17 protein-coding genes are annotated in these 14934 nt (G+C 70.9%); 15 read left to right on the plus strand and 2 right to left on the minus strand.

What is annotated here, in order from left to right:
* The first annotated feature begins 193 nt into the window (after positions 1-193).
* From ACZ418_RS33570 to ACZ418_RS33640, 15 genes are all read left to right on the plus strand, one after another.
* Positions 194-1480 carry a GAF domain-containing protein gene (locus ACZ418_RS33570; RefSeq protein ID WP_468370757.1) on the plus strand — a complete coding sequence of 429 codons (1287 nt, stop codon included), beginning with the start codon at positions 194-196 and terminating at the stop codon, positions 1478-1480.
* A gap of 175 nt (positions 1481-1655) precedes the next feature.
* The gene (locus ACZ418_RS33575; protein WP_468370692.1) at positions 1656-2990 is read left to right on the plus strand and encodes a hypothetical protein; all 1335 of its coding nucleotides are present in this window, start codon (positions 1656-1658) and stop codon (positions 2988-2990) included.
* A gap of 88 nt (positions 2991-3078) precedes the next feature.
* On the plus strand, positions 3079-3651 hold the full coding sequence (locus ACZ418_RS33580; RefSeq protein ID WP_468370693.1) for a GNAT family N-acetyltransferase: 573 nt from the start codon (positions 3079-3081) through the stop codon (positions 3649-3651).
* A gap of 127 nt (positions 3652-3778) precedes the next feature.
* A complete protein-coding gene (locus ACZ418_RS33585) occupies positions 3779-3862 on the plus strand; it encodes a putative leader peptide (protein WP_309486338.1) in 84 nt (27 codons plus the stop codon).
* Between the two features lie 126 nt (positions 3863-3988).
* Positions 3989-5689 (plus strand): nitrite/sulfite reductase, encoded by a 1701-nt coding sequence (locus ACZ418_RS33590; protein WP_468370695.1) that lies wholly within the window; start codon positions 3989-3991, stop codon positions 5687-5689.
* Positions 5686-5865 carry a hypothetical protein gene (locus tag ACZ418_RS33595; protein WP_468370697.1) on the plus strand — a complete coding sequence of 60 codons (180 nt, stop codon included), beginning with the start codon at positions 5686-5688 and terminating at the stop codon, positions 5863-5865. The genes ACZ418_RS33590 and ACZ418_RS33595 overlap by 4 nt, the downstream gene beginning before the upstream one ends.
* Positions 5862-6572, plus strand: a complete 711-nt coding sequence (locus tag ACZ418_RS33600) for a phosphoadenylyl-sulfate reductase (RefSeq protein WP_468370699.1) — start codon at positions 5862-5864, stop codon at positions 6570-6572. Before ACZ418_RS33595 ends, ACZ418_RS33600 begins: the two co-directional genes overlap by 4 nt.
* 86 nt (positions 6573-6658) lie before the next feature.
* On the plus strand, positions 6659-7195 hold the full coding sequence (gene cysC / locus ACZ418_RS33605) for an adenylyl-sulfate kinase (protein ID WP_468370700.1): 537 nt from the start codon (positions 6659-6661) through the stop codon (positions 7193-7195).
* Complete coding sequence (cysD, locus tag ACZ418_RS33610) at positions 7192-8130, plus strand: sulfate adenylyltransferase subunit CysD (protein WP_468370702.1); 939 nt, start codon at positions 7192-7194, stop codon at positions 8128-8130. The genes cysC and cysD overlap by 4 nt, the downstream gene beginning before the upstream one ends.
* 2 nt (positions 8131-8132) lie before the next feature.
* A complete protein-coding gene (locus ACZ418_RS33615) occupies positions 8133-9467 on the plus strand; it encodes a sulfate adenylyltransferase subunit 1 (RefSeq protein ID WP_468370704.1) in 1335 nt (444 codons plus the stop codon).
* Positions 9468-9469: 2 nt separating this feature from the next.
* On the plus strand, positions 9470-9601 hold the full coding sequence (locus tag ACZ418_RS33620) for a hypothetical protein (RefSeq protein WP_468370705.1): 132 nt from the start codon (positions 9470-9472) through the stop codon (positions 9599-9601).
* Between the two features lie 116 nt (positions 9602-9717).
* Positions 9718-10827 carry an aliphatic sulfonate ABC transporter substrate-binding protein gene (locus ACZ418_RS33625; RefSeq protein WP_468370707.1) on the plus strand — a complete coding sequence of 370 codons (1110 nt, stop codon included), beginning with the start codon at positions 9718-9720 and terminating at the stop codon, positions 10825-10827.
* Between the two features lie 37 nt (positions 10828-10864).
* Positions 10865-11644 (plus strand): ABC transporter ATP-binding protein, encoded by a 780-nt coding sequence (locus ACZ418_RS33630; protein WP_468370709.1) that lies wholly within the window; start codon positions 10865-10867, stop codon positions 11642-11644.
* On the plus strand, positions 11631-12515 hold the full coding sequence (locus ACZ418_RS33635; protein WP_468370711.1) for an ABC transporter permease: 885 nt from the start codon (positions 11631-11633) through the stop codon (positions 12513-12515). Before ACZ418_RS33630 ends, ACZ418_RS33635 begins: the two co-directional genes overlap by 14 nt.
* 10 nt (positions 12516-12525) lie before the next feature.
* A complete protein-coding gene (locus tag ACZ418_RS33640; protein ID WP_468370713.1) occupies positions 12526-13263 on the plus strand; it encodes a sirohydrochlorin chelatase in 738 nt (245 codons plus the stop codon).
* A gap of 22 nt (positions 13264-13285) precedes the next feature.
* Here ACZ418_RS33640 and ACZ418_RS33645 read toward each other — a convergent pair whose 3' ends face one another.
* The gene (locus tag ACZ418_RS33645; RefSeq protein WP_468370715.1) at positions 13286-13594 is read right to left on the minus strand and encodes a hypothetical protein; all 309 of its coding nucleotides are present in this window, start codon (positions 13592-13594) and stop codon (positions 13286-13288) included.
* A 649-nt stretch (positions 13595-14243) separates the two neighbouring features.
* Positions 14244-14879 carry a mycothiol-dependent nitroreductase Rv2466c family protein gene (locus tag ACZ418_RS33650; protein ID WP_468370717.1) on the minus strand — a complete coding sequence of 212 codons (636 nt, stop codon included), beginning with the start codon at positions 14877-14879 and terminating at the stop codon, positions 14244-14246.
* Positions 14880-14934: the final 55 nt, after the last annotated feature.

Consider the following 14934-nt stretch of genomic DNA (forward strand, 5'->3'; position numbering starts at 1 on the left):
CGGCCACCCCCCGACCGTCCACCAGGGTTGCAAGGGGTTGCAACTTGTGGGGGCACGTGCGCGGAGTGTGTGCCTCCGGCCTGCCCGGAGCGGCAGTATGAGAGATAGCAGCCGGACCGGAAACCGCCGCCAGGACGGCTTGACAAGTATGTTCGACGCCCTTACCGGGAGGACCCCCGTGGTGAACCCGCCGATGAACGTGGCGCGCCTGGCCGCCGTGGACGCGGCACAGGCGGCGCGGCTGCTGAGCGAGGTACGCGACGCCACCCTTGCCGGTCAGCGGGCGAGAATCGCGCCCCGGCCGGTGATCGAGCAGTCCTGGGGACGGATGCTGCGCAGCGGTGTCGATCCCGACCACGACTTCAGATCCGGGCTGCTGCCCTCCGAGGAAGTGCTGCGCCGGCGCGAGGAGTCGCCGCTCAGGCATGTCCTGCCGGTGCTGCGACAGGGTCTGCTTTCGGTCGCCGATGTCGCCCAGCACATCATGGTCGTCGCCGACGCGGACGGGCGGGTGCTGTGGCGGGAGGGAGCCTCGCCGGTGCTGCGCAAGGCGGACGGCCTGGGCTTCGAACTCGGCGCGGACTGGCGGGAAGACGTCGTCGGCACCAACGGGGTGGGCACCCCGGCGGTGGTACGGCGGCCCGTACAGGTCTTCGCCGCCGAGCACTTCGTCCGCTCGCACGCCTCCTGGACCTGTACCGGCGCGCCGATCACCGATCCCAGGGACGGCCGGCTGATCGGTGTGGTGGACGTCAGCGGCCCGCTGGAGACCATGCATCCGGCGACCCTCGCCTGGGTGGACTCGGTGGCCAAGCTGGCCGAGGCGCGGCTGCGGGAGTTGCACCGGGACTCGCTGGAGCGGCTGCGGTCGGTGGCGGCGCCGGTGCTGGCCCGGCTGGACGGGCGGGCGCTGGTGGTGGACCGGGACGGCTGGTCGGCGGCGGTGTCCGGGATGCCGTATGTACGGCGGGTCGCGCTGCCCAAGTCGCTGGCGCCGGGCCACCGGTGGCTGCCGTCGCTCGGGTCGTGCGCGGTGGAGCCGCTGGCCGGGGGCTGGTTGCTGCGCGCGGCCGAGGAACCGGTCGGCGCGCCTCCGCGGATCGTGCTGGACCTGGCCAGGCCGGGACGCAGTACGCTGACGGTGTCCGGTGCGGCGGGGTCCTGGTCGCGCGAACTGAGTCCCCGGCACGCCGAGTTGCTGTATCTGCTCGCCACGCACCGCGCCGGCCGCGGGGCGGCGGCCCTGGCCGAGGATCTGTTCGGGGACGCATCACGCACGGTGACGGTGCGGGCGGAGATGTCCCGGATCCGGCGGTACTGCGGGGAACTTCTGCAGCATCGGCCGTATCGTTTCCGCGGGGACGCGGAGTTCGAGGTGCTCCTCCCCGGCGACCCCCGTGACCTGCTGCCTTCCTCGACGGCGCCGGCGATCGTGCGGAGGCGGACGGCCGCGCAGTGCGGCGGGTCCGCGGACCGGTGAGCGTGTCTTCCGCATATTTGCGGGGTCTTCGCCCTGCGCGGGCCGTTGCTGCCGTAGCATCCCATGAGGGCCTCCCCAGCCGCTTCTCGCATCAACCTATTGATCATCAGGAGCAGTTGGACCGCCACCGGCCGACGCGCCCCGGCGGCGAAGGAGCCCTGGAGAAGGGGACGAGATGAAGCATCGCGGCAGACACCGCCGGCGCAGGCGGGGCGCTGCACTGCGCGCGGTCCTGACCGGGACCGCGCTGGCGCTCACCGCGGCCGCCACCCTGATCAGCGCGTCCCAGGCGGACGTCACCGACAGCCCCGGCGCGCTCAGGCCGCTCTCCTCTGCCACGGACAAGGGCCGGCTGCGGCTCCAGGAGCGGCTGGTCCCCGCCCGCACACTGGACCGGCTCTCCGCCGCGATGGGCCGCCCGGTCGGTGTGGACGCCGTCCTGGCGAGCGCCGACCGCGGGATGCGCGCGTCCGCCGACTGCTCCTCCGCCGACCGCGCGTCCCTGCCCGTCAGCCCGGCCGCCACCCGCGCCTACTGCTGGGACCAGGCCGACTCCGAAGGCACCGCCTGGCGGCCGGCGTCGGTGACCACGTCCGGGGACGCCGACGACGACGGTGTCTGGGGCGCCCACCGGGTCGTGCTGGCCGGCTGGACCCACAGCACCACCGCGGGCCGGGCCGCCGAGCGGGGGCTGGCCAGGGTCGCCTTCGTGAACGCCGACGATCCCGCCCGCCTCGCCTACCGATGGGTACTGCTGGTGGTGCCGGTCGACGGCGGCCGTGACTACCGCGGGCTGGCCTCCGGGATCTCCGGGATGGTCTGGTACCAGGACAAGCTGCTGGTCACCGCCGGCACCGGCGGCGCCGACGCGCTGTACGTCTACGACCTCGACCGGATCCAGCGCGCCGACGTCGACGGGCCCGCGATCGGCCGGGTGCCCGGCGGCTGGTCCGCCGACGGCTACCGCTATGTGATGCCCGCGGTCGGCTCGTACCGCTTCACCGGGGGCCACTGCCACCGCTCCGGCCCGCCCTGTCCCGGCGCGCTCGCCCTGGACCGGGGCACCGTGCCGGACAGCCTGGTCGCCGCGGAGTGGACCGCGCCGGACGGTGAGCGCAGCGCCCGGCTGTGGCGGTATGCGTTCAGTACGGATCCGGCGCGCGAAGGGCTGCTCGCCGCGGACGCCGCGGGGCGGGTGACGGCGGTGGACGCCTACCGGACCCGGACGGCCGGGATCCGGGGCGTGCTGTCGTACCGGCAGCCCGGGGCGAGGGACGCGTCCTGGTATGTGGGACGCCTGCCCGGCTCACAGGACGGACACGGCGGGCTGTGGCGGCAGGACGCCGACGGCGCGAAGGCGGCGCACTGCGGCGCGGACGGCTCGCACCGCTGCTGGGCCGAGGCCGCGGGCTCCCTGTCCTACTGGCAGGAGACGGGCGAGGTGTGGTCGCTGTCGGACCGGATGCTCTTCGCCGTACCCCTGGCGGCCCTGGACCGCTCCCTGGACTGACCACACCACCGACCCCGAGGGGACCGGCTGTCCACAGGGTGACCGGTGCGATCGACAGACCGGGCGGTGGGATGATTCCCTGGCCCGCATGAGCAGCGTCCCTGTCACCACCTGGTCCCTGGAGCAGACCTCGCCGGCCGATCTCCTGCCCGCCGCCGCGCCCGAGGGCGATGTCCGGATCGTGCGCGCCGAGGTTCCCTCCCCCGAGTTCAGCCGTTTCCTGTATGCCTCGGTCGGCGGCGACATCCGCTGGACCGACCGGCTGGTCTGGACGTACGACAGGTGGCAGGAGTATCTGGACCGGCCCGGCGTGGAGACCTGGGTGGCCTACGACCGGGGCACCCCGGCCGGCTATGTGGAGCTGGAACCGCAGGACGAGGGCACGGTCGAGATCGTCTACTTCGGGCTGGTCCCCGCCTTCCGCGGCCGGCGCATCGGCGGCCATCTGCTGTCGTACGGCACGGCGCGTGCCTGGGACCTGGCCGAGCGGTGGCCCGAGCGGACGCCGACGAAGCGGGTGTGGCTGCACACGTGCAGCAAGGACGGCGAGTTCGCCATGGACAACTACCAGCGTCGCGGCTTCGAGTTGTTCGACACCAAGGTCGAGCTGGAGCCGGATGTGGCGGCGCCCGGTCCCTGGCCCGGCGCCTACCCGGCCTGACCTGTCGGGACAAGCCCTCCCGCACGGCATGTGAGCGACGACACCCTTGTCCCATACTTCGGGACAAGGGTGTCCGCATGTTGGATAAAGCTGGACTGTGTCCAGATCGCCATGACACGCTTCCGTCATGTCTGGAACTGGAATTGCCTTGGTGAGTCGGCGGCACGTCGACCTCGGCCGCATGTCCAGCGCCATCTGTCCGGCGAGCTGACCGCCCCAGCACCGCCGCGAACCCCCTTTCCTGATGTTCCTTGCGCGACGACGCGCACGCCTGTCCGCGTGCGCGCATCTGCGCAGGTCAGAGCCGATTCCCACCGGTCCCGAAGGACGTAGAACCATGGCCGCCACTCCGCCGAACCCCGCCGCCTCCGCGCCCCGCCGCAAGGTGAGCCGTCACCGTGGTGAGGGTCAGTGGGCGGTGGGTCACTTCACCCCGCTGAACGGCAACGAGCAGGTCAAGAAGGACGACGACGGTCTCAATGTGCGGACACGCATTGAGACGATCTACTCCAAGCGCGGTTTCGACTCGATCGACCCCAGCGACCTGCGCGGCCGGATGCGCTGGTGGGGGCTGTACACCCAGCGCAAGCCCGGGATCGACGGCGGCAAGACGGCGGTGCTGGAGCCGGAGGAGCTCGACGACCGCTACTTCATGATGCGGGTGCGCATCGACGGCGGTGCGCTGACCACCCAGCAGCTGCGCGTCATCGGGGAGATCTCCCAGGAGTTCGCGCGCGGCACCGCGGACATCACCGACCGGCAGAACGTGCAGTACCACTGGATCCGGATCGAGGACGTGCCCGAGATCTGGGAGCGGCTGGAGGCCGTGGGCCTGTCCACCGTGACCGCCTGCGGTGACACCCCGCGTGTGATGATCGGCTCCCCGGTGGCGGGCATCGCCGAGGACGAGATCATCGACGCCACCCCGGCACTGGAGGAGATGAAGCGCCGCGTCCTGAACAACAAGGCGTACTCGAACCTCCCCCGGAAGTTCAAGACGGCCATCTCGGGCTCGCCGCTGCTGGACGTCGTGCACGAGATCAACGACGTGGCGTTCGTCGGCGTACGGCACCCCGAGCACGGGCCGGGCTTCGACCTGTGGGTGGGCGGTGGCCTGTCCACCAACCCCAAGCTCGGTGTGCGACTGGGCGCCTGGGTGCCGATCGACGAGGTCCCGGACGTCTACGAGGGCGTCATCTCGATCTTCCGTGACTACGGCTACCGCCGGCTGCGCAACCGCGCCCGGCTGAAGTTCCTCGTCGCCGACTGGGGCGCGGAGAAGTTCCGTCAGGTGCTGGAGGACGAGTACCTGGGCGGGCGCAAGCTGATCGACGGGCCCGCCCCCGAGCAGCCCGTGCAGCAGTGGCGCGACCACATCGGCGTGCACCGGCAGAAGGACGGCCGTTACTACGTCGGTTTCGCCCCGCGTGTCGGCCGCGTCGACGGCGCCACGCTCACGAAGATCGCCGAGCTCGCGGAGGCGCACGGCTCGGGCCGGGTGCGCACCACCGTCGAGCAGAAGATGATCGTCCTCGATGTCGAGCAGGGCAAGGTCGACTCGCTGGTCGAGGGCCTGGAGGCGCTGGACCTCACCGCCCGGCCGTCCTCCTTCCGGCGCGGCACCATGGCCTGCACCGGCATCGAGTTCTGCAAGCTCGCCATCGTCGAGACCAAGCAGCGCGGCTCGCAGCTGATCGACGAACTGGAGCGCCGCCTGCCGGACTTCGACGAGCCGATCACCATCAACCTCAACGGCTGCCCGAACGCCTGCGCCCGTATCCAGGTCGCGGACATCGGTCTCAAGGGCCAGCTGGTCCTCAACGACCAGGGCGAGCAGGTCGAGGGCTACCAGGTGCACCTCGGCGGCGCGCTCGGCCTGGAGCCGGGCTTCGGCCGCAAGGTGCGCGGACTGAAGGTCACCGCGGAGGAGCTGCCCGACTACGTCGAGCGGGTCCTGAAGCGGTTCCAGGCCGAACGCGAGGACGGCGAGCGGTTCGCCACCTGGGCCGCGCGCGCCGACGAGGAGGCACTGTCATGAGCGAACGTGCCGCACCCTTCTACTGCCCCTACTGCGGTGACGAGGACCTGCGTCCGCACGAGCAGAGTCACGGCGCCTGGGAATGCGCGGCGTGCAACCGCGCATTCCAGCTGAAGTTCCTCGGGCTGCTGGCCCAGGGTCTTCAGCGAGCCGACAACGGAGGGGACCGGATATGACCACGGCTCAGAAGGACCGAACCAGCGAGGAGTTGAAGGCGCTCGCCGAGCAGGCGGGCCGCGATCTGGAGGACGCCTCCGCGCTGGAGATCCTCCAGTGGGCGGTCGACACCTTCGGCACGAAGTTCTGCGTCACCTCGTCCATGGAGGACGCCGTCGTGGCCCATCTCGCCTCGCGCGTGCTGAAGGGCGTGGACGTCGTCTTCCTCGACACCGGTTACCACTTCCCGGAGACCATCGGCACCCGCGACGCCGTCGAGGCCGTGATGGACGTCAACGTCATCACCCTCACGCCGAAGCAGACGGTCGCCGAGCAGGACGCGGAGTACGGCCCGAGGCTGCACGACCGCGATCCCGACCTGTGCTGCGCGCTGCGCAAGGTCAAGCCGCTCGAAGAGGGGCTGATGGGCTACCAGGCGTGGGCGACCGGCCTGCGCCGCGACGAGTCCCCGACCCGGGCGAACACCCCGGTCGTCGGCTGGGACGAGAAGCGGCAGAAGGTCAAGGTCTCCCCGATCGCCCGCTGGACGCAGGACGACGTGGACGCCTACATCACCGAATACGGCGTGCTGACCAACCCGTTGCTGATGGACGGCTACGCCTCCATCGGGTGTGCCCCGTGCACCCGCCGGGTCCTGGAGGGCGAGGACGCGCGCGCCGGCCGCTGGGCGGGCCGCAGCAAGACCGAGTGCGGGCTGCACGGATGACGACCAACACAGCCGCTCACACGGCACCCACAGCTCCCGCTGCGACTGCTGTGACGGAAGCGAACACTGCGACCCAGGAGAACCACGTGACCACCGGAGCCACCGTCTGGCTCACGGGTCTGCCGAGCGCCGGCAAGACCACCATCGCCTATGAGCTGGCCGGCCGGCTGCGCGAGGAGGGCCACCGCGTCGAGGTGCTCGACGGCGACGAGATCCGCGAGTTCATCTCGGCGGGCCTCGGCTTTTCCCGCGAGGACCGGCACACCAACGTGCAGCGCATCGGTTTCGTCGCCGAACTGCTCGCCCGTAACGGCGTCAAGGCTCTGGTGCCGGTGATCGCGCCGTACGCGGACAGCCGGGACGCGGTACGCAAGCGGCACGCGGAGAACGGGACGTCGTACCTGGAGATCCATGTGGCGACTCCGGTCGAGGTGTGCTCGGTGCGTGATGTGAAGGGGCTGTACGCCAAGCAGGCCGCGGGCGAGCTGTCGGGGCTGACGGGTGTCGACGACCCGTACGAGGAGCCTGAGTCGCCCGACCTGCGGATCGAGTCGCAGCACCAGAGCGTGCAGGAGTCCGCGGCGTCCGTGTACGCCCTGCTGAGCGAGAGGGGACTGGCATGACGACGACCGTCGCGAAGGCCGAGGAGGGTACGGGCAGCCCGTACGCCCTCTCGCACCTGGACGCACTGGAGTCCGAGGCGGTGCACATCTTCCGCGAGGTGGCGGGCGAGTTCGAGAACCCGGTGATCCTGTTCTCCGGCGGCAAGGACTCCATCGTCATGCTGCACCTGGCGCTGAAGGCGTTCGCCCCGGCCGCGGTGCCCTTCTCGCTGCTGCACGTGGACACCGGCCACAACTTCCCCGAGGTCCTGGAGTACCGCGACCGTACGGTGGCCAGGCACGGGCTGCGCCTCCATGTGGCCTCCGTCCAGGACTACATCGACCGGGGTGTGCTCAAGGAACGTCCCGACGGCACCCGTAACCCGCTGCAGACGCTGCCGCTGACGGAGAAGATCCAGAGCGAGAAGTTCGACGCGGTGTTCGGCGGCGGACGGAGGGACGAGGAGAAGGCCAGGGCGAAGGAGCGGGTGTTCTCGCTGCGCGACGAGTTCTCCCAGTGGGACCCGCGCCGCCAGCGGCCCGAGCTGTGGAACCTGTACAACGGCCGGCACGCGCCCGGTGAGCACGTGCGGGTGTTCCCGCTGTCGAACTGGACCGAGCTGGACGTGTGGCAGTACATCGCCCGCGAGGGCATCGAGCTGCCGGAGATCTACTTCGCGCACGAGCGCGAGGTGTTCCAGCGCAGCGGCATGTGGCTGACGGCGGGCGAGTGGGGCGGCCCGAAGGACGGCGAGAGGGTCGAGAAGCGCCAGGTCCGCTACCGCACCGTCGGTGACATGTCCTGCACCGGTGCCGTCGACTCCGACGCCACGACGCTGGACGCCGTGATCGCCGAGATCGCCGCCTCCCGGCTGACCGAGCGGGGCGCGACCCGCGCCGACGACAAGCTGTCCGAGGCCGCGATGGAAGACCGCAAGCGCGAGGGGTACTTCTAAGCATGAGCACGACCACGACCGAGACGCTCTCGGCCACCACCCTGCTGCGGTTCGCCACCGCCGGCTCCGTCGACGACGGCAAGTCCACGCTCGTCGGACGGCTGCTGCACGACTCCAAGTCGGTCCTCGCCGACCAGCTGGAGGCCGTGGAGCGGGCCTCCGCGAGCCGTGGCCAGGACGGCCCGGACCTCGCGCTGCTCACCGACGGCCTGCGCGCCGAGCGGGAGCAGGGCATCACCATCGACGTCGCCTACCGCTACTTCGCCACCCCGCGCCGCCGGTTCATCCTGGCCGACACCCCGGGCCATGTGCAGTACACCCGCAACATGGTCACCGGCGCCTCCACCGCCGAGCTGACCGTGATCCTCGTCGACGCCCGCAACGGCGTCGTCGAGCAGACCCGCCGGCACGCGGCGATCGCGGCCCTGCTCCGTGTCCCGCACGTCGTCCTCGCGGTCAACAAGATGGACCTCGTCGGGTACGAGGAGTCCGTGTTCGCGGCGATCGCCGAGGAGTTCACGGCGTACGCGACCGAGCTGGGCGTGCCGGAGGTCACCGCGATCCCGATCTCGGCGCTCGCCGGTGACAACGTGGTGGAGCCGTCCGCCACCATGGACTGGTACGGCGGCCCGACCGTCCTGGAACACCTCGAGACCGTTCCGGTGAGCCACGATCTGGCGCACTGCCACGCCCGGCTGCCCGTGCAGTACGTGATCCGGCCGCAGACCGCCGAGCACCCGGACTACCGGGGCTACGCGGGCCAGATCGCGGCCGGCACCTTCCGGGTCGGCGAGGAGGTCACGGTTCTGCCGTCCGGGCGGACCACCCGGATCTCCGGCATCGACCTGCTCGGCGAGCCGGTCGACGCGGCGTGGACGACGCAGTCGGTGACCGTCCTCCTGGAGGACGACATCGACGTCTCGCGCGGCGACCTGATCGTGCCGACGAAGGACGCGCCGGCCACCACGCAGGACGTGGAGGCGACCGTCTGCCATGTCGCCGACGCCCCGCTGACCGTCGGTCACCGGGTGCTGCTCAAGCACGGCACCCGCACGGTCAAGGCGATCGTGAAGGACATCCCGTCCCGGCTCACGCTCGACGACCTGTCCCTGCACCCGCACCCGGGACAGCTGGTCGCCAACGACATCGGCCGGGTGAAGATCCGCACCGCCGAGCCCCTGCCGGTCGACTCCTACGCCGACTCACGCCGCACCGGCTCCTTCATCCTGATCGACCCGAGCGACGGCACCACGCTGACCGCGGGCATGGTCGGCGAGTCGTTCGCCACCCCCGAGCCGGTCAAGGACGAGTCCGAAGACGACGGCTGGGACTTCTGACCATGACCACGACCGACGTCTACGCGACGTTCGCGAAGGAGGGCGGCCGCATCGGCAGCGGCGCCCTCGGCTGGGGGTCCCCCCGAACGGAGTTTGGGGGAGGGCAGGGCGGGGTGGCCCGATGTGTGCGCTGACGTACGCGCACCGCTTGCGCGCCCTCGCCCCCCACCGCCGTAGACGAAGACCTGCCGACCTCCCGGCCACGACCTGAGAGACCGTGACCGCCGGGCCAACGAGAGGAACCCCTCCCGTGCCTGCCTCCCGCTCCACGTTGTTTCGGCGCGGCATAGCCGCCCTCGCAGCGCTCCCCCTCCTCACGCTCGCCGCCTGCGGCTACGGCTCCCAGGCGAAGAACGACGACACGGCCAAGGTCGCCGCCGGTGCCAAGAAGATCGACGGACTCGACTCCGTCAAGATCGGGTATTTCGGCAATCTGACCCACGCGACCGCGCTGGTCGGCCGTGAGCAGGGCCTCTTCCAGAAGGAACTGGGCGCCACCAAGGCCTCGTACGCGACCTTCAACGCCGGCCCGTCCGAGATCGAGGCGCTCAACTCCGGCTCCATCGACATCGGCTGGATCGGCCCCTCCCCCGCGATCAACGGCTACACCAAGTCCAACGGCAAGAGCCTGAAGATCATCGGCGGTTCGGCGTCCGGCGGGGTGAAGCTGATCGTGAACCCGAAGAAGATCTCGTCCTTGAAGGACGTCAAGGGCAAGCGGATCGCCACCCCCCAGCTGGGCAACACACAGGACGTGGCGTTCCTCAACTGGGCCGCGGAGCAGGGCTGGAAGGTCGACGCGCAGAGCGGCAAGGGTGATGTCACGGTCGTCCGCAGCGACAACAAGGTGACCCCGGACGCGTTCAAGGCCGGGTCGGTCGACGGCGCCTGGGTGCCGGAGCCGACCGCGTCCAAGCTGGTCGCCGAGGGCGGCAAGGTGCTGCTGGACGAGTCGACGCTGTGGCCGGACAAGAAGTTCGTGATCACCAACATCATCGTGCGGCAGGCCTTCCTGAAGGAACACCCGAAGGCGGTCGAGGCGGTGCTGAAGGCCTCGGTCGAGGCCAACAAGTGGATCAACGCCAATCCGGACCAGGCGAAGGCGGCGGCGAACAAGCAGCTCGAGGCGGACTCCGGCAAGGCGCTCCCGGCGAACGTCCTGGACCCGGCGTGGAAGTCCATCCAGTTCACCGACGACCCGCTGGCCTCCACCCTCGGCACCGAGGCGGCACACGCGGTCAAGGCCGGGCTGCTGGACAAGCCGGACCTCAATGGCATCTACGACCTGACGATCCTCAACAAGGTCCTCAGGGCTTCAGGTGACAGCCCGGTCGACGCCGCCGGTCTCGGCACCAGCTGACCCCCGTTCCCGATGAGTTTCCCAGGAGGTGACGACCATGGCCACGATCCTCGCCAAGGCCGCTGAGTCGGTCGCGTACGCCGCACGCCTCGAGCATGTCTCGAAGTCCTTCGCGACACCCGGCGGGCAGCAGCTCGTCCTGGACGACATCAGCATCGATGTCGCGCCCGGCGAGTTCGTCACCCTCCTGGGGGCCTCGGGCTGCGGCAAGTCCACGCTGCTGAACCTGGTGGCGGGCCTGGACCGGCCCACCGCCGGATCCATCACCACGGACGGCCGCCCGGCCCTGATGTTCCAGGAGCACGCGCTCTTCCCGTGGCTGACCGCGGGCAAGAACATCGAACTCGCCCTGAAGCTCAGGGGGGTTCCCAAGTCCGAGCGGCGCGGCAAGGCCGAGGAGCTGCTCGAACTCGTCCGGCTGAAGGGCGCGTACGGCAAGCGCGTCCACGAGCTGTCGGGCGGTATGCGGCAGCGGGTGGCGATGGCCCGCGCGCTGGCGCAGGAGAGCAGTCTGCTGCTGATGGACGAGCCCTTCGCGGCCCTCGACGCCATCACCCGGGACGTGCTGCACGACGAGCTGACCCGGATCTGGTCCGAGACCGGGCTGTCCGTGCTGTTCGTGACGCACAACGTGCGCGAGGCGGTGCGGCTCGCGCAGCGTGTCGTGCTGCTGTCCTCCCGTCCGGGCCGCATCGCCCGGGAGTGGGAGGTCGACATTCCGCAGCCGCGCCGCATCGAGGACGCGCCCGTGGCGGAACTGTCCCTGGAGATCACCGAAGTACTGCGTGGGGAGATCCGCCGCCATGGCCAGCACTGAGACGACGACCTCCCCCGAGACGGGGAGCGTGGAGGCGGGCCTCGACGCGCTGGAGACCGCGCAGCCGGGTCGTACACCGTTCCGCAAGACCCTCGTCGACAAGATCGTCCCGCCGATCACCGCGATCGTCGTGGTCCTGGTGGTCTGGCAGGGTCTGATCACCCTGAAGATCGTCGACGATCCGACCAAGCTGCCGTCCCCGTCGGCCGTCTGGCATGCGTTCCGGAAGGACTGGCTGGAGGGCAACCTCCTCGGCTACATCTGGACCAGCATCTCGCGCGGTCTGCTCGGCTTCTTCTTCGCGCTGCTGATCGGCACCCCGTTGGGCCTGCTGGTGGCGCGGGTGAAGTTCGTGCGCGCGGCCATCGGCCCGATCCTGTCCGGTCTGCAGTCGCTGCCGTCGGTGGCGTGGGTGCCGCCCGCGGTGATCTGGCTGGGCCTGAACAACTCGATGATGTACGCGGTGATCCTGCTCGGCGCGGTCCCCTCGATCGCCAACGGCCTGGTGTCCGGCGTGGACCAGGTGCCGCCGCTGTTCCTGCGGGCGGGCCGCACGATGGGCGCCACCGGCCTGAAGGGCACCTGGCACGTCACCCTGCCGGCCGCGCTGCCCGGCTATGTGGCGGGCATGAAGCAGGGCTGGGCCTTCTCCTGGCGCTCCCTGATGGCCGCGGAGATCATCGCCAGCTTCCCCGACCTGGGTGTGGGCCTCGGCCAGTTGCTGGAGAACGCCCGCACCGCCGGCGACATGGCCATGGTGTTCGAGGCCATCCTGCTCATCCTGTTCGTCGGCATCGCCATCGACCTGCTGATCTTCAGCCCGCTGGAGCGGTGGGTGCTGCGCAGCCGCGGCCTGCTGGTGAAGGGCTGAGGCACACGACATGCACAACCCGGTCCTTCTCGTCATCGCCCACGGCAGCCGCGACCCGCGGCACGCCGCGACCGTGCACGCCCTCGTGGAGCGGGTGCGGTCGCAGCGGCCGGGGCTGCGCGTGGAGACCGGCTTCCTGGACTTCAACGTCCCTTCGGTTCCCGGGGTGCTGGAGTCACTCGCGGCGGAGGGAGTGCGGGACGTCGTCGCGCTGCCGCTGCTGCTGACCCGCGCCTTCCACGCCAAGGCCGACATCCCCGCCGTGCTGCGGGAGGCGCCGGCCCGGCTGCGGATCCGGCAGGCGGACGTGCTGGGTCCGTCGCCGCTGCTGCTGTCGGCGCTGGAACGGCGGCTGCATGAGGCGGGGTTGGCACCCGCCGACAAGTCCTCGACCGGGGTCGTGCTGGCCTCGGCGGGGTCCACCGACCCGGAGGCGATCGCAGTGATCGCTGACATCGCGCGGGAGTGGTGGCGCACCGGTTGGTGCGCCGTGCGGCCTGCGTTCGCCTCCGCATCCCTTCCTCGCACCGAGGACGCCGTACAGGAGTTGCGCGCCCTCGGCTGTGCGCGGGTCGCCGTCGCGCCGTACGTCCTGGCCCCCGGTTTCCTGCCGGACCGCATCGTGCGGGGCGCGGCCGGGGCGGACGTGCTGGCGGACGTGCTGGGTCCGGCGCCGGAGGTGGCGCGGGTGCTGCTGGAGCGCTACGACGCGGTACGCCGGCCGGCGCTGACGGCCCTGGGCGCCTGACCGTTCCCCGGCTCTCCCGGGGTCACAGGCCGAGCGCGTGCAGGAGGTGCTGGGTGAAGGTGAGACTGGCGGTGCCCGCGCCCGCCGTGATGGCGACGTTCTCCAGTGCGGTGCGGATCCGGCCCCGGTTGGGCGGCAGGCCGTCCTCCGCGGACAGCGCCAGCTCCGCCTGGACGACCTCCCCGTTCCCGGCGATCCTCGGGTACTCGGCCCGCAGTGCCTCGGTGAGCCGGTCGGCGACGGCCATGAGGGTTTCGAGGTCGGGGGCGCCGTTCCTGGGGTCGATACGGGCGAAATCGATGGGTGCGTTCCCGAAGTTGTAGGTGCTCATGTCTGTCCTCGCTTGTGATCCGAAGGAGCCTTCGGGGGTGGGAGGGGTGGCTACGGCTTCGGCGTGGGCGACCAGGCTCTGGTCGCCGAAGATGCTGGCGCGGCTGACGTTACCGACGTCGAGTAGGCCGAAAATCGTCGCCCATCCCGGTGACCGGTGTGCGTTGACCGGGCCCTGGAGGGCGACGGGGACGAGAGGGGTGCGACCGTTTCCGGGAGCCCCCGCGCGTACGGCCGGTCTCCGGCGACCCGGTCGCCGCGGTGGGCGAGGACGCCGTCGGGGCACACCGGGGCGCCCGGTCGCCGGGGCGCTCCCTTCCCGGGGTGTCGCGCCGGGGCCGGTGACCGGCTGCCCGCTCGGCACCGCGGCAGTGCCCGCGATGGTCTGTCCGTCACGCTCATCCGTCCCCTCGCCCCTTCCGGCCGTCTGCGCGCTTCACCCTAGGGACAACGGGACGAGTTTGTCGCGCGGTTCGGCGAGGACTGGCCCTGGGGGACGGGCACGTGGTAGAGGGCCGCCGGGGTCCGGCGCTCCCCTGTGACGTCGGACCGCGGCGGCGTATCGTTCTGCGTCGATCAGGACCCGCGTGTCACACGAGCAGCGAACTCGACGCGAGCGAGCGACGTTTATCGGCCAAGCCGTTTCCGGGTCAGTCGAAGCGGAGGGCTCCGGTGCGGGTGCGCTTGAGTTCGAACAGGTCGGGGTGGCGGGCCAGCACCCGGAAGCTGTCGAAGAGTTCGGCCGCCTCCTCGCCGCGTGGAACGGCGCGCAGCACGGGACCGAACCACACCGTGCCGTCGATGTGCAGGGTCGGCGTGCCCACGTAACCGCCCGTCTCCGGCTCGGCACCGGCCTGGTGACTGCGGCGCACCGCGTCGTCGTACGACGGGTCGTGAGCGGCGGCCGACAGGTCGGCGGGGAGCCCGAGTTCGGCGAGCGACTCGGTGACCACCCGGTCGAAGTCCTCGATCCGGCCTTCGTGGATCCGGGTGCCGAACGCGGTGTACAGGTCGCGCAGCACCTTGTCGCCGTGCCGTTCGGCGGCGGCCACGGCGACCCGCACCGGGCCGATCGAGCGGTCCACCAAGTCCCGGTACCAGTCGGGGAGGTCGTTGCCGATGTTGTGCAGGTAGAGGCTCATCACCCGGAACCGGAGGTCGAGCGGGCGCAGGCGCTCGACCTCCAGCAGCCAGCGGGAGGTGATCCAGGCGAAGGGGCAGGCCGGGTCGAAGAAGAAGTCGACCCGGGTCGGGGCGGACTCGGTGGCGGTGTCGCGGTACGTCATGGCAGTGACCCTACTGCCGCATTGGTGCAGTTTCCCGGTCCAATCGCCTCCCATT

This window comes from Streptomyces sp. NPDC030820, from assembly GCF_055572075.1.

Excerpts from the sequence above, each read along its gene's own strand:
- ACZ418_RS33570 (WP_468370757.1), top strand. The coding sequence starts at position 194 with ATGAACGTGGCGCGCCTGGCCGCCGTGGACGCGGCACAGGCGGCGCGG.
- ACZ418_RS33575 (WP_468370692.1), top strand. The coding sequence starts at position 1,656 with ATGAAGCATCGCGGCAGACACCGCCGGCGCAGGCGGGGCGCTGCACTG.
- ACZ418_RS33580 (WP_468370693.1), top strand. The coding sequence starts at position 3,079 with ATGAGCAGCGTCCCTGTCACCACCTGGTCCCTGGAGCAGACCTCGCCG.
- ACZ418_RS33585 (WP_309486338.1), top strand. The coding sequence starts at position 3,779 with ATGTCTGGAACTGGAATTGCCTTGGTGAGTCGGCGGCACGTCGACCTC.
- ACZ418_RS33590 (WP_468370695.1), top strand. The coding sequence starts at position 3,989 with ATGGCCGCCACTCCGCCGAACCCCGCCGCCTCCGCGCCCCGCCGCAAG.
- ACZ418_RS33595 (WP_468370697.1), top strand. The coding sequence starts at position 5,686 with ATGAGCGAACGTGCCGCACCCTTCTACTGCCCCTACTGCGGTGACGAG.
- ACZ418_RS33600 (WP_468370699.1), top strand. The coding sequence starts at position 5,862 with ATGACCACGGCTCAGAAGGACCGAACCAGCGAGGAGTTGAAGGCGCTC.
- cysD (WP_468370702.1), top strand. The coding sequence starts at position 7,192 with ATGACGACGACCGTCGCGAAGGCCGAGGAGGGTACGGGCAGCCCGTAC.
- ACZ418_RS33615 (WP_468370704.1), top strand. The coding sequence starts at position 8,133 with ATGAGCACGACCACGACCGAGACGCTCTCGGCCACCACCCTGCTGCGG.
- ACZ418_RS33620 (WP_468370705.1), top strand. The coding sequence starts at position 9,470 with ATGACCACGACCGACGTCTACGCGACGTTCGCGAAGGAGGGCGGCCGC.
- ACZ418_RS33630 (WP_468370709.1), top strand. The coding sequence starts at position 10,865 with ATGGCCACGATCCTCGCCAAGGCCGCTGAGTCGGTCGCGTACGCCGCA.
- ACZ418_RS33635 (WP_468370711.1), top strand. The coding sequence starts at position 11,631 with ATGGCCAGCACTGAGACGACGACCTCCCCCGAGACGGGGAGCGTGGAG.
- ACZ418_RS33640 (WP_468370713.1), top strand. The coding sequence starts at position 12,526 with ATGCACAACCCGGTCCTTCTCGTCATCGCCCACGGCAGCCGCGACCCG.
- ACZ418_RS33645 (WP_468370715.1), bottom strand. The coding sequence starts at position 13,594 with ATGAGCACCTACAACTTCGGGAACGCACCCATCGATTTCGCCCGTATC.
- ACZ418_RS33650 (WP_468370717.1), bottom strand. The coding sequence starts at position 14,879 with ATGACGTACCGCGACACCGCCACCGAGTCCGCCCCGACCCGGGTCGAC.